The organism is Anaerolinea thermolimosa, from assembly GCF_001050195.2.
In the GTDB taxonomy this organism is placed as follows: Bacteria; Chloroflexota; Anaerolineae; order Anaerolineales; family Anaerolineaceae; genus Anaerolinea; species Anaerolinea thermolimosa.
Map to the genome: position 1 here is coordinate 2,500,012 of NZ_DF967965.1, position 13,284 is coordinate 2,513,295.

Below are 13,284 nucleotides of genomic sequence, written 5' to 3' on the forward strand. Positions count from 1 at the left end.
GCCCCCAGCCCTTCACCTACAGAGCAACCGGCACCAGTGAAAAGCAGGGGCGAATCTCACCCACTTCAATACCGCGCCAGTTCTTAAGCGGACGGCGGTCAAACCGTGACAAAGCGGCCCGTTCCTTCTCCCCAAGTACCCCGAGCTGGAGCAACACGGCCAGAGCGGCTGTTCCCACCGCGCGGCCAGCCAGATCTCCATCGGAGATTTTCAGTGTCACTCCCACCGCCGGAGCCCCCGGCCCCAGTACGCCCGGCGCAATCCCCATTGCCTGATACCCTTCCGCCCCACCCTTCGAAACAATCCGTCCACCGGCGGCCTGCATGAGCAGAGTATCAAACCGTTGCGGCCCGGCAACCATATCGGGGTTTTCAGTCATGGCATGGAAAATTCGTTTTAATGCGGAGCGGCGAGGCTCAGGGAGGCGGGAAGGATCGGCCAGGAGAGCATACGCCTGGGCTGCGTTTCGTAACGGAGCGGCAAACGTCGGCGCAGAGCACCCATCAATCCCAATGGGTACGTCTTCAGGTGCCAATCCGACCATCTCAGCAAACGTTTGCAGAATAAGCCGTTGGACGGGATGCTCCGGGTTGAGGTAATCCTCAATGGGGAAGGAATGGAAACGCGCATTGGCCAGCATGCCGGTATGTTTTCCCGAACAGTTATGCCGGTTGGGTGTGGGTTGTTCACCCCGCTCGCGCAAGGCTTTAGCCGTGGCCTCATCCATGGGTGGATGCACTCCACAGCGCAGATCACCCTCACTGACACCCACTTTCGCCTGCATGGAACGCAACACAGCCACATGTTCATCTGTGCCAGAATGAGAAGCACAGGCAAGCGCCAGCTCGCGGTCACTCCAGCCAAAAGCCTCAGCCCCACCGCTTTCCACCAGTGAAAGCGCCTGAAAAGGTTTGGCTGAAGACCGTAGATTGACGACCAGGGTTGGGTCGCCAGCACTCGCGAGGAGATTCCCATTTCCATCCACCACGGCCACTGCACCAAAATGAATGGATTCAACCAGCGGACCGCGCGTCAGTTCAACAAGGGGTTCATAACGATTCATGATTCTTCGAGTTCCTCTGTCGTTGGGCGGTAATGTCGAATGAAATAACGCATCAACCCATAGCGCAAACGCTGCTCGTATCGAGAACTCCGCTCAGCAGGATAATCCAGTTCAGAAAGCAAAGCCGGGATCAAACGGGCTGTTTCTTCAGGTTCGCTGCCCATTTCTGCCAGTCTGGCCACCTGTTCATCTACTTTCGAAAGGAAATCGATCTGGGTGCGAACCTGTTGATGCGCCACCAGTCCACCCCGCCCGCTCACCAGCAAGTAGTCTCGATATTCCGGTAAAAGCAACAGCTTCAGCGACTCAATCCAGACCGGAATATCTGCAGCAGCCAGGAAAGGCGGCTGATTGACCACCACCGCATCCCCCAGCATGATCACCCGCGCACCGGGCAACACCGCCCAGATGGCCCCTGCAGCCGGCCCGGGGTGGTGTTCCAGAATGAGCGGGTTCTCATCCCAGTGAATGACCAGCCGCTCACTAAAGGTAAGATCAGGGACAGCCCAGCGAATACTCCCCACCCCATTAAATTGCTCCCATTCCGCACCGGTTTCAAGCCCCTGAGCCTTAAAAGTCACCGGGCGGTTACGAAACACCGCCGCCATCTTTTCATGACCGACCACAGTACAATCCATATTTCGCGCGCCAAGGGTGCGGTCAATATGAGCATCTAAGTTAACCAGCAAGCGGTCTACCCCTCCGCTCAAATTGAGCAAAGCCGCCCGCCATGCGCGCGTGTCCTCAGGGCGAAAAGGCGCATCGATCAGGATTAAACCATGCGACCAGTTGATCGCTCCCAGGGTGACCCCCGGGTAAGCTGTTTCTATATATACATGCGGAGCCAGTTCTTGCATCCAACCATCCTGTAAAAGATCCTTGGAATACCCGTAAGGATTTTCCGGGCAACCCTTCGGTTATATCACAACTCTCCTTCTGATGGGGGTGTTTCTATGGGCAAAGAGAAGTAAAAAGTACTCCCTGCGTTCAATTCACTCTCGACCCAGATTTCCCCACCATGGGAACGTACTGCCAGCTTACAGAAAGCCAAACCCAAGCCCAGCCCCTTCGGGAATCGGTCTACCTGTAAGCGGGCAAATTTATCAAAAATCAACTCAAGTTTATCCGGTGGAATACCCGGGCCATTGTCCTGGACGGAGAAGATCACCCTGTCGCCCGTTTTACGCACCGAAAGCCTGACCGTCCCCTGAAAGAGAATAAATTTTGTAGCGTTATCCAGCAGGTTGATCAGCACTCGCCGGATCATATCGCCATCGATCCAAAGGGGCGGCAGCCCCTCCTCTACCTCTACCACCATTTCCAGCCCTTTATTCTCGACCACGGGCTGTACGGCACTCACGGCTTCCTGCACCAGTGGGAGCACTTCAACACGCTGACGATTGGTAATCGGCTGGCCGGCTTCGAGGCGGTAAATATCGAGGAGGGTGGCAATCAGGCGCTGCATTCGTTCTGTTGAGCGAATAGCAATGGCCAGAATCGTTCGGTAGTTTTCTCCCTCCTCAGGCGGAAGGAGCATGTTGAGCATTTCAAGGCTGGAAATAATATTGGAAAGCGGAGACCGCAGATCATGGTACACCATGGCCATTAAATCATCTCGCAGGGCATCCAGGGCTTTCCGTTCTGAAATATCTCTCAGAATCCATTGCAACACAGCACTGTTTTCGATCATCACCACACGCACATACGCTTCCACCGGAACAGACACCCCCGACCTCGATTTGAGGATGGTTTCGGTGTGAACTGTCCTCCCGCCCTGCAATTCCACCAGATGCTCATCCAGCCAGGATTCCCCCAGTTCGAGGAACAGCGCCATCGGCTGTCCCCGCATTTCTTCCTTACCTAAACCGGTTAACTCACCAGCCTGCCGGTTGGCCTCCAGAGTTTTACCATCCAGATCGGTAATCCAGATCGGATCAATGCTATCATCGAATAATTCAAGATAACGGCGATGTGCGGCATCCAGCTTGTTATACAGACGTGCATTATAGATTGCCGTGCCAGCCTGATCCGCAATTGCCTGCACCAGGGCCAGATGTTCCTTCGAGAGGGTGTTGGGGATTGGATGCACAATGGTGAGCACCCCTACCAGTTGATCGCGGGCAATGATCGGTACACAAATGGCCGACTTCGCACCCGTCTGGCTGGCGGCGTCATCCGGGCGTTGCAGCCAGCGTTGGTCATGTCTGGTATCCGGGATCAACACTGCCTGCCGGTTGCGCAGAACCCAGCCGGCCAACCCCTGGTTGAGAATATCATTCAGTTGATCAACCGTATGAGGTTTAAGCTGGTTGTCCACAATGATGGCGGCGTCAACGGCCTGGTCGCCTTCCACCACCACGATACTGGCACGTTCTGCCCCCACATGGCGGCTGGAGTTCGTCAACACCCTCACCAGAACAGTGCGCAGATCCAGGTCAGAGGTAAGCTCCCGACTGATGTTGTAAAGCAACTCGAGCGTGGTACGGGTGTAGTCCAGCATCACGGTGCCTGCCTTCGTTCTATTAATCTCAGCCCCACTGGCAAACTTCCTTCTGTGAGTATAGCATACTTACCCCTCGGTTTCAGAAACTTCACGAGAGCGTGCCAGCCCAATACGGGTCTCATTACAGCGCTCGCAGTGAGGAGAATCACAGAGCAGAGCATCGGGCGATTCCCGGAGCAGGTCAACCACCGTCTTTACAAGCGGGGCAAGCGCCACAGCTTGAATCCGTGCCATTCCCAGTTGCGTCTGGCGAGTAAATTCGGCCAGAAAGGGTTGAATTTGATCGAACCCCTCCGAACAACCGGGAAAGCCCGGGCATTCCACTACCCCCTTTGGGGTTAGTGCCCACCGGATGAACTGTCGGCGTCCGGCTATGCGTTCGGCATAATGAATGCTTGTGTTCACCCGATGATCAACCCCTATCAGCAAAACGTCTCCACCCATCTCTGCCAGTACACGCAGCGGTGCCAGTGGTTCCTCAAGAGTCTGTGCATTTAACGCACTTTCAAGGCCAATAGCTGCAAAAGAGAGAATAGGATGGGCTGAGCGACGAGCCAGTGGATGGCGGCGCAGGGCTTCTGCCAGCACGCCCATCATACGGTCAGCAGGCAGGTCCGGACGGTAAAATTCCGCCATTCGGTTCAGGTCACCTCCACTTCCGTACACCAGCGCGTTATTTTCCGGGCCGGTCTCAGGGATCAGCATGGTTTGATAAGTAAATGCAGGTGCCATGACCCGGTTTGTCACCGCCAGAAGCGCCCCCAGCAGGCTACCCACCCCGCCGCGCACTTCTTCTCCAAAAGAGGACAGCGACGCATGCACAATCACCGGGCGTCCCGGAACCAGTCCCACTTCTCGAAACCCATTTACCAGCTCTCGAAACGAAATCATGCCACCTCATCCCTTGAGCATGAAAATCTCACCACTTTCTACCACCTCTTTGCCCAGACACAGACCAGTGCCCACTCGTGCCGCCTCTGCCACAACCCCGGGAGCCATCGCTGAACCTGTGCAGAGCCCAAAAACACGAATTCCCGTTCCGGATAATTCCTTTGCCGCAGCCTGCGTAAGGGCATGGAATCCCATCTGGCTGACCCGAAATGCAATGCTCCCCTCTTCTGGCAACGGTTCACCGATGGAGATCAGGTTGAGGATGACCCCGCCCCGTTCCTCTGAACGCATCCAGCGGGCTACCCCCTGCATCATCAGGAAAGGAGCATTAAGGTTACTTTCCAGGGTACGTTGCCAGTCCCACTCGTCCAGGTCGAGCAGAGACTGTCTGGGTTCAGCCCGGGGATTAAGCACCAGCACATCAATTTGTCCCCAGGTATCCAGCACTTCGTCCAGGAGCATCCGCGCCGCCAATCCCTTGGAAGGATCAGCCACATGACAGGAGACTTTCACCCCCATCTCCCGGGCTTTTTCAGCCAGGGCATCTATAGCCATTGGCGTGAGATCATTCAACGCCAGCCCGAAGCCCTGCCTGGCCAGAGAAAGGGCCAGCGAAGCCGCCGGTTCGCGCCCGGCCCCTACGATGAGAGCACATTGATTTTCTGGCATGGATTATCCTAAATCGGCCTCGTCTCGAAACTCAACCACCGGTTTTCTAACCCCGTGCAGTTCCAGCACAATGATCTCATTTTCGCCGGGTTTGAGTAATGGCCCGGGCAGATAAAGCGTCTTCTGGGGGCCGCGCTTCCAGTACCTTCCCAGGTTGAACCCGTTAATCCAGACTACCCCTTTGTTCCAGTGTGGCAGGGCCAGATAAGTATCTGCCGGCCTCTCAACCGAAAACACTCCCCGGAAAAAGGCTGGCCACCGCACCGGACGGCGTGTTTCAAAGCGCAATCCGCTCAGATCATCCAGAGGGAGTGGAAACATCGACCAGTTAAAAAGGTATTGCTGTCCGAGCAACACCCCTCCGATAATCCCTTTCGGATCGGCAAGCTCTGGCCCATAATTGACTCGACCCATATTCTCAACGAGAAATTCCAGGGTAGAGCCTTGTGGTGGAATGGTTATCGAGAGGGTTTTGCCAGGCGATTCTCTTTCTAAAATACCTATTTCTTCATCATCCAGAAAGACCTGAGCCCGATCATGCACCCCCAGAACGCGCAAGGGAGCATCCTCTCGTGGGCCAGAAACCTGTGTGCGGTAAAAGATAAAACCATAGTTTTGCCCCAGGGCTTCCATCGTCTCGGGCACCGCCGATTGTACCTCACCTGAGAGGGCTTCCAGGCTGTGCTCCAGTTCCACTACTTGCGTCAGCTCAACCTCCCCCAGGGCCATGGCCGGGGCATCCTCCGGCAGATCTTCCAGAGGCAAATCGGTAAATTTCCCTAAGACCTCCCGAAAGGCATGGTATTTTGGGGTGGGGCGCCCTGCTTCATCAAGCGGTGCATCGTAGTCATAACTGGTAACAGTGGCCTGATAGCGGGGGCCTGGCGCGGCATTCGCCCCATTCATAAAGCCAAAATTCGTGCCTCCATGGAACATGTAAAGGCTGACCGAAGCCCCCTGTTCCAGGATCTCTTCCAGAGCCTGGGCTGCGTCGTGTGCCGGGCGGGTATGATGGCGCTCTCCCCAGTGATCGAACCACCCATTCCAGAACTCCGTACACATCAACGGGCCATCTGGTTGATATTCCCGTAATTTTTTAAAGGCTTCACTGGCCCGAGACCCGAAATTAACCGTCTTGAAAAGATGCGGCAGGGTGCCATATTGAAGCATTTCATCGCTCGGGCCATCCGAAGTCAGCAAAAGGACGTCTACCCCGCGGTTGCGCATGCCCACTTCCAGGTATTTAAGATATTTCTGATCATTGCCGTAACTTCCATATTCATTTTCCACCTGGAAGGCAATCACCGGGCCTCCGCGTGTGATTTGCAGGGGCACCAGTTTCTGGAAAACCGCGTCAAAATACCGATCCACCGCATCCAGATAAGGCTGGTAGAGACATCGAAGGCGCATCCCCGGATCTTTAAGGAGCCAGGCCGGCAACCCTCCGAACTCCCACTCCGAGCAAATATACGGGCCCGGCCGTACAATCACGTACAATCCCAGTTCTGAGGCCATTTCAATATACCGCTCCAGGTCGAGCCACCCTGTAAATTGAAACTCTCCGGGTTGCGGTTCATGCAGATTCCACGCCACATAAGTTTCCAGCGTGTTAAGGCCCATCGCGCGCATTTTAAGCAGGCGATCTTTCCAGTATTCAGGGTGCACCCTGAAGTAATGCATCGCCCCTGCGAGAATTCGAAAAGGTTTCCCGTCCAGCAAAAATTCGTTTTGACCAATTTCAATCGTGGGCATAAATGACTTCCTTACCAAAGAACAACCAGAGACATTAATTCTGGCACATGAACGGATCCTGTTTCCATTGAGTGGCCTTTAAATCCAGGCCAAAGTAAGGAGAGGGATCAAGAGTGTTTTCGATCCGGCGTTCATCCAAAAACTTTCCCCGTCCATCATCTTTCACCACCGAAATATGCAAATGTACTCCGACCGGAGCATCGGCCCTTCCCGAATAATTCCCCTGCCATCCAAGAAGAGTCCCTACCTGAACGAACTTTTCTTCAATCCCTGGCGGGAAAGCCTCGTCAATCAAGGATTGACCCTGTGGATCAGCCAGATGTGTGTAATATACCCAGATTTGCCTTTCCGGCTGCAACGGATCGGAAGGAATGCGCAGGATCAGACTGGCCTTCCATTCGGCAAGCCGGGTGACGTAGCCGTCGGACACTGCCATCACCGGGGTAAGTCCCGGTGCACTTCCACCGAAAATATCTATTCCAGAGTGACGATGGAACGGCCGGAAGGAATCCCCCCATACAAAACCAATGTATCCACTGGTCGGAAACTGAAAGGGAGCATCACCACAGCGCTCGCCCGCCCGGATGGCCCAGGTCGGGTGCTCTTCTGGATGGCGAATCCACTCTACCACGCGAGAACTCCGCGGTAATGTACGCAACACCGGGTAGACAAGTACCCCGCCAGCGGTAACAAGCACTGCCGCTGCCAGCGTGAGAAACATCAGCTTCCCGCGTCTATGCATGGAAGACATTATAGCTCAGGATGGTTTTCGATATATAATTGAGCCAGACCCCATCTACGAGGGAAGCCATGCCAAGAAAAATCATTGCACTTTGCGGCCTGATGGCATTTCTTCTGGCCGCATGTAACACTGCAACTCCCACACCAGCGCAAAATTCTCTTCCAGTTGCCGGTTCAACCGCAACCGAGCTCCCTCTACCCCCTGCAGCCTCCCCAACGGCCACCCGGGGTATGCCCACCCCCAGTGCAACGTTACCATTAACCCAGACTCCCCCTCTGCCCGATTCATCTCCCACCGCTACGAATTCTCCCTCACCCCATTCAGCCTCCACTACACTCGGAAGCACCCTCTGGCTTTGGACGGAAACCTCCCGGAGAGACGGCTCAGCGCAAAAGGTGAGTGACCCACTGCGTTATTCTCTCGAATTTTCACCCAGCGGCGAAATCAACATTCTGGCCGATTGCAACCTTTTCCGGGGTACTTATCAGATTGATCCAGCAGGCACGCTGACGCGACTTGAGATTGGAGAGGGCACCAAAATGGCCTGCCCTCCCGATTCTCAATCGGGAGACTTCCTCCAGCAATTAAGCCAGGTGAGCCGCGGCTTTCTCCAGGATGGCTACCTGTTCCTTGAACTTGCAAACGGGGCTACCAGGATGCAATTGACCCCCAGCCTGCTTCTGTCTTATACTCCTCCACCTGCAGATGCCGCACACATCATCACCTATCGAAATGTCCTCGTGAGAAGTGGCCCCGATACTCGTTTTGCTCCTCTGGGAGTGCTTCCGGCGGGAGCGAAGGTTGAAATCATCGGGAAATTCACTCCCTGGTGGGCAGTCCGGTTACCCGGGATGCCCGGAGGAAGAGGCTGGGTCTCCCAATCCACGGTTAAGGCAGAGAATTACCTCAACGTTCCCTCTTTGCCCCCGCTACCCGAGGATTTTGGGCGCACCTACTATTTACCGGCGCTGGATGAACCTCAGATCATCCTCACTGAAGCCACCCTCGTCCGCGCCGCCCCCGACGACCCCGAAAACCCCAGCCAGCCAGCGTTGTTGGCTGGTCTGCCGGGAGGGAACTTCTTCGTCCTGGGGCGAGACCCGAGCGCAAAGAACTGGCTGGTGCTCCTTCCCTCAGAAATTGCCCCCGCAGGGATGGGCTGGGTGCTGGCCAGCCACGCCCATGCGCTGAACACTGATGACGTGCCGGTCATTTATCATCCGCCTTACCTTAAAAATTATCTGCCTTTCCCCATCGCCGCCAGCGATCCCGTGGCTTCACCGCGCGCGACGATCTATTACCGTGCCGGCCCGGGCCTGGAATATGAAGCCCTCAGTTTCGCCCTAAAAGGGCAGATTCTCCCCGTTCTGGGACGCTCTGCAGATGGCGCCTGGCTGCAGGTACGCGTCGGAGCTTCTGTTTCACCCGATGGAAAAGCCTGGGTAGCTGCGCCCAATGTTTACCTTTTCAATGCCGAGAAAGTACCCGTTGTGCCCACTCCCCTCCCGGCATGGATTCCTTCCGATGTAAGCGCAAGCACCTGCGCCATTCAGTACCAGTCTCCAGCCAACAGCAAAGCGTTCCGTCCTTATCAGGATTTTACGTTCACCATCGAACTGCTCAACAATACTTCGAAAACCTGGTCACACGACAGCACCGATCTTGCCTTTATTGCTCCGCTGGGCGGTGAGCCGCTCCATACCGGGCCTGACCGCTACGACCTGGATCAATCGGTTTTGCCCGGCGGAACGTATCGCTTCAGTTTTCAGGCGTCGTCCCGCCGCACGTCAGGAGAAGTGGGAGAAGTATGGGCTGTGCTGCGCGGAAGTGAGGTTATTTGCTCTTTCACTTACCGCATCTATCTGGCTCCCACCCCCCAGCCGCCCACTTATACCCCATGGCCAACCCAGACGGGCACCATCGAGCCCACTCCTCCGCCCGATGTGCCCCCCACGCCTACCGTGGGCACTCCCGAACCCACCAACCCTCCTGAGGTCACCCCGACCCCCAGATGGTGAAACCAATCTAGCCGGGCGACAATTCGCCCGGCTGGTTTATCGCTTCCATGGGGCCATCCTCCAAAGGTAAATGGAATGCCGCCAAAGGATAGATTCTTTAAAATTGGAAAGCCCGCCAGCCGTTGCAACGATTCATTTTTTTGGTATAATTGCCTGCGTAACGCGGGAGTCGCCAAGGGGTAAGGCATCAGCCTTCCAAGCTGACATTCGCGGGTTCGAATCCCGTCTCCCGCTCTTTTTATTTAATGGATACCTTCGCGTGTCCCCACAGGGGGGATGATATTCGAATCCCGTCTCCCGCTCTTTTTATTTAATGGGTACCTTCGCGTGTCCCCACAGGGGGAAGCGAATCCGGGGCCATAAAGGTGGGGGGGTAGAAGAATCAAAAAAGTCTCTTGGCAATGACCTACTCTTCCAGGGGGTCGCCCCCCAAGTACCATCGGCGCTGACGTCCTTAACGACCGGGTTCGGGATGTGTCCGGGTGTACCAACGTCGCTCCTATCACCAAGAGACTTTCTCTTCACTTTAGAATAGCTGAGCCTTTCGGCGCTCTCTGCCCAGGAAAAGTACAGAGTTCTCCGTACCACGCGCAAAGCCCTCGATCATTAGTACGGCTTAGCTCCATGCATTACTGCACTTCCACATGCCGCCTATCTAGCTGGTCGTCTCCCAGCGATCTTACTCCTTTTCAGGATCCAGGGATCTTATCTTGAGGCGAGTTTCCCACTTAGATGCTTTCAGCGGTTATCTCTGCCAGACTTAGCTACCCAGCGCTGCCGTTGGCACGACAACTGGCACACTAGCGGTCTGTCCACCCCGGTCCTCTCGTACTAGGGGCAGCTCCTCTCAAATCCCTTACGCCCACAGCGGATAGAGACCGACCTGTCTCACGACGGTCTGAACCCAGCTCGCGTACCGCTTTAACGGGCGAACAGCCCGACCCTTGGGACCTTGTCCAGCCCCAGGATGCGATGAGCCGACATCGAGGTGCCGAGCGAAGTCGTCGATGTGAACTCTTGGACTTCACCAGCCTGTTATCCCCGGGGTAGCTTTTGTCCGGTAAGCCACGTCCCTTCCACTCAGAAACGTGGGATCACTAAGCCCGACTTTCGTCTCTGCTCGACGCGTTGGTCTTGCAGTCAAGCTCCCTTCTGCCTTTGCACTCTCCGGCAGGTTTCCATTCTGCCTGAGGGAACCTTTGGGCGCCTCCGTTACCCTTTAGGAGGCGACCGCCCCAGTCAAACTGCCCGCCTGCCACGGTCCCCCTGCCCGCTTCGGGCCAGGGGTTAGGGTCTAAACACGATCAGGGTGGTATTTCACCGGCGGCTCCACCGAAGCTTGCGCTCCAGCTTCTCAGCCTCCCACCTATCCTACACAGACCGTGCCCAAACTCAATGACAGGTTGCAGTAAAGCTCCACGGGGTCTTTTTGTCCTGCTGCGGGTAGGCCGCATCTTCACAGCCATTTCAATTTCGCCGGGCCCTTCGTCGAGACACCGCTCTAGTTGTTACGCCGTTCGTGCGGGTCGGAACTTACCCGACAAGGAATTTCGCTACCTTAGGACCGTTATAGTTACGGCCGCCGTTCACCGGGGCTTCGGTTCAGAGCTTCACCTCCCTCTCGGGCGGCTTACCCCTCCCCTTAACCTTCCGGCACTGGGCAGGCGTCAGCCCCTATACGTCGTCTTTCGACTTCGCAGAGACCTGTGGTTTTGTTAACCAGTCACTAGAGCCGCTTCGCTGCGACCACACCAGGCTCTTTTCATCACCCAGTATGGCACCCCTTCTCCCGAAGTTACGGGGCCATGTTGCCTAGTTCCTTGACGAAGGTTCTCCCGTTCACCTTGGTATTCTCTACCCATCTACCTGTGTCGGTTTGCGGTACAGGCTCCCAACTCTCTTCGCTTAGAGGCTTTTCTCGGCAGCTAGGTTCTGCTCACTTATGCCTCGGGGGCTCGCCACGAGACCTCAGCTCAGCCCAGGGTTTTCCCTCCGGGCCTCTTCGCCTGTCGCCTCATGCACCCGCACCACCATTCGCGGGCTGGCTTCCCTTGCTGCGTCCCCTCTTCACTCCAGTTGGCAGGTACCGGATTGTTGACCGGTTTCCCATCGACTACGCCTTTCGGCCTCGCCTAAGGACCTGACTAACCCGACGCGGATTGACCTGCCGTCGGAAACCTTAGATTTTCGGTGAACACGCTTCTCACGTGTTTTGCGCTACTCATGCCTGCATTCTCACTTCCGCCCGCTCCAGCACTCCTTCCGGTATGCCTTCCCCGCTGGCGGAACGCTCCCCTACCATCCACTACCTCTTCAGTAGCAGATCCATGGCTTCGGTATCAGACTTAGCCCCGTTAAGTTTTCCGCGCAGAATCACTGAACCAGTGAGCTATTACGCACTCTTTCAAGGATGGCTGCTTCTAAGCCAACCTCCTGGTTGTCTCGGTAACTCCACATCGTTTCCCACTTAGTCTGTATTTCGGGACCTTAGCCGATGGTCTGGGCTGTTTCCCTCTCGACCACGAATCTCATCACCCGTAGTCCGACTACCTCCCTCTCCAACTGTGGCATTCGGAGTTTGTTTGAGTTCGGTAAGCTCTAAGCCCCCTCTCTCATTCAGTGCTCTACCTCCACAGTTCAACAGGAGGCGCTAGCCCTATAGCTATTTCGGGGAGAACAAGCTATCTCCAGGTTCGTTTGGCATATCACCTCTACCCACAGCTCATCCCCTAATTTTGCAACATTAGTAGGTCCGGGCCTCCACAGGTCGTTACACCCGCTTCACCCTGGCCATGGGTAGCTCACCTGGTTTCGTGTCTAATCCTTGCAACTCTTCGCCCTCTTCAGACTCGCTTTCGCTACGGCTCCGGGTGTCTCTCCCTTAACCTCGCTACAAGGATTAACTCGCAGGCTCATTCTCCAAGAGGCACGCTGTCAGGCCTGGCGCTGCGCACCTGCATCTCTGCAGAGCACCATCACACCATTAGCCCTCCAACTGCTTGTCAGCTTACGGTTTCAGGTTCTATTTCACTCCCCTCACCGGGGTACTTTTCACCTTTCCCTCACGGTACTTGTCCTCTGTCGGTCGCCAGGTGTATTTAGCCTTGGAGGGTGGACCCCCCAGCTTCCTGCCGGATTAGCGTGCCCGGCAGTACTCAGGGTTCCGGCTCGGAACGCTTCGTTTTCGTGTACGGGGCTCTTACCCTCTCTGGCAGGCTGTCCCACACCTTTCCACTAACTCTACGTCCCTTCTTACCGGCCCTTCAACCCCGGACTGTTCCCAGCCCGGTTTGGGCTCTTTCCCTTTCGCTCGCCACTACTCGGGAAATCCTTTCTTTTCCTCCGGGTACTTAGATGTTTCAGTTCCCCGGGTTCCCTTCTCTCTGCCTATGTGTTCAGCAGAGGATGATGGAGGTTCGCTCCACCGGGTTTCCCCATTCGGATACCTGCGGATCTCCGCCTGTTCACGGCTCCCCGCAGCTTTTCGCAGTGACCCACGTCCTTCTTCGGCACCTGGCACCAAGGCATCCTCCGTAAGCCTTCGTAGCTTTGTCACGTCGTACGGAGATCTCCCGTACTCTTCCTTCCTTACTTCCTTCTCGGCTTGCTTGATGCGCCTTTCTCTCAGCTATTCCTTTGTTAATGT

8 protein-coding genes, 1 tRNA gene and 2 rRNA genes are annotated in these 13,284 nt (G+C 55.8%); 2 read left to right on the forward strand and 9 right to left on the reverse strand.

What is annotated here, in order from left to right; all coding sequences use genetic code 11:
• Nucleotides 1-16: 16 nt before the first annotated feature.
• The 7 genes from ATHL_RS11285 to ATHL_RS11315 form a co-directional block, all read right to left on the reverse strand.
• Nucleotides 17-1,063 (reverse strand): asparaginase, encoded by a 1,047-nt coding sequence (locus ATHL_RS11285; protein ID WP_062193702.1) that lies wholly within the window; start codon nucleotides 1,061-1,063, stop codon nucleotides 17-19.
• A complete protein-coding gene (locus ATHL_RS11290; protein ID WP_062193705.1) occupies nucleotides 1,060-1,920 on the reverse strand; it encodes an MBL fold metallo-hydrolase in 861 nt (286 codons plus the stop codon). Before ATHL_RS11290 ends, ATHL_RS11285 begins: the two co-directional genes overlap by 4 nt.
• Nucleotides 1,921-1,985: 65 nt before the next feature.
• The gene (locus tag ATHL_RS11295; RefSeq protein ID WP_062193707.1) at nucleotides 1,986-3,563 is read right to left on the reverse strand and encodes a sensor histidine kinase; all 1,578 of its coding nucleotides are present in this window, start codon (nucleotides 3,561-3,563) and stop codon (nucleotides 1,986-1,988) included.
• Nucleotides 3,564-3,632: 69 nt separating this feature from the next.
• Nucleotides 3,633-4,457 (reverse strand): AAC(3) family N-acetyltransferase, encoded by an 825-nt coding sequence (locus tag ATHL_RS11300; RefSeq protein WP_062193710.1) that lies wholly within the window; start codon nucleotides 4,455-4,457, stop codon nucleotides 3,633-3,635.
• Nucleotides 4,458-4,463: 6 nt separating this feature from the next.
• On the reverse strand, nucleotides 4,464-5,126 hold the full coding sequence (locus ATHL_RS11305) for an SDR family NAD(P)-dependent oxidoreductase (RefSeq protein ID WP_062193713.1): 663 nt from the start codon (nucleotides 5,124-5,126) through the stop codon (nucleotides 4,464-4,466).
• A gap of 3 nt (nucleotides 5,127-5,129) precedes the next feature.
• Complete coding sequence (locus ATHL_RS11310; protein ID WP_062193715.1) at nucleotides 5,130-6,878, reverse strand: glycoside hydrolase family 35 protein; 1,749 nt, start codon at nucleotides 6,876-6,878, stop codon at nucleotides 5,130-5,132.
• A gap of 34 nt (nucleotides 6,879-6,912) precedes the next feature.
• Nucleotides 6,913-7,620: a M23 family metallopeptidase gene (locus tag ATHL_RS11315; protein WP_162787679.1), complete on the reverse strand. Its 708-nt coding sequence runs from the start codon at nucleotides 7,618-7,620 to the stop codon at nucleotides 6,913-6,915.
• Nucleotides 7,621-7,688: 68 nt separating this feature from the next.
• On the opposite strand from ATHL_RS11315, the gene ATHL_RS11320 reads away from it, so the two are divergent.
• Together ATHL_RS11320 and ATHL_RS11325 are read left to right on the forward strand one after the other, a co-directional pair.
• Nucleotides 7,689-9,638 carry an SH3 domain-containing protein gene (locus ATHL_RS11320; protein WP_084001387.1) on the forward strand — a complete coding sequence of 650 codons (1,950 nt, stop codon included), beginning with the start codon at nucleotides 7,689-7,691 and terminating at the stop codon, nucleotides 9,636-9,638.
• A 162-nt stretch (nucleotides 9,639-9,800) separates the two neighbouring features.
• Nucleotides 9,801-9,872, forward strand: a tRNA-Gly gene (locus tag ATHL_RS11325).
• Between the two features lie 159 nt (nucleotides 9,873-10,031).
• Here ATHL_RS11325 and rrf read toward each other — a convergent pair.
• Both rrf and ATHL_RS11335 read right to left on the reverse strand, forming a co-directional pair.
• Nucleotides 10,032-10,148: ribosomal RNA gene (gene rrf, locus ATHL_RS11330) — 5S ribosomal RNA — on the reverse strand.
• Between the two features lie 76 nt (nucleotides 10,149-10,224).
• Nucleotides 10,225-13,194, reverse strand: a 23S ribosomal RNA gene (locus ATHL_RS11335).
• Between the last annotated feature and the right edge of the window lie 90 nt (nucleotides 13,195-13,284).

What these genes read in the sequence shown, in the direction of transcription:
- ATHL_RS11295 (WP_062193707.1), bottom strand. Translation starts at nt 3,563, where the DNA reads ATGCTGGACTACACCCGTACCACGCTCGAGTTGCTTTACAACATCAGT.
- ATHL_RS11320 (WP_084001387.1), top strand. Translation starts at nt 7,689, where the DNA reads ATGCCAAGAAAAATCATTGCACTTTGCGGCCTGATGGCATTTCTTCTG.
- ATHL_RS11310 (WP_062193715.1), bottom strand. Translation starts at nt 6,878, where the DNA reads ATGCCCACGATTGAAATTGGTCAAAACGAATTTTTGCTGGACGGGAAA.
- ATHL_RS11315 (WP_162787679.1), bottom strand. Translation starts at nt 7,620, where the DNA reads ATGCATAGACGCGGGAAGCTGATGTTTCTCACGCTGGCAGCGGCAGTG.
- ATHL_RS11300 (WP_062193710.1), bottom strand. Translation starts at nt 4,457, where the DNA reads ATGATTTCGTTTCGAGAGCTGGTAAATGGGTTTCGAGAAGTGGGACTG.
- ATHL_RS11305 (WP_062193713.1), bottom strand. Translation starts at nt 5,126, where the DNA reads ATGCCAGAAAATCAATGTGCTCTCATCGTAGGGGCCGGGCGCGAACCG.
- ATHL_RS11285 (WP_062193702.1), bottom strand. Translation starts at nt 1,063, where the DNA reads ATGAATCGTTATGAACCCCTTGTTGAACTGACGCGCGGTCCGCTGGTT.
- ATHL_RS11290 (WP_062193705.1), bottom strand. Translation starts at nt 1,920, where the DNA reads ATGCAAGAACTGGCTCCGCATGTATATATAGAAACAGCTTACCCGGGG.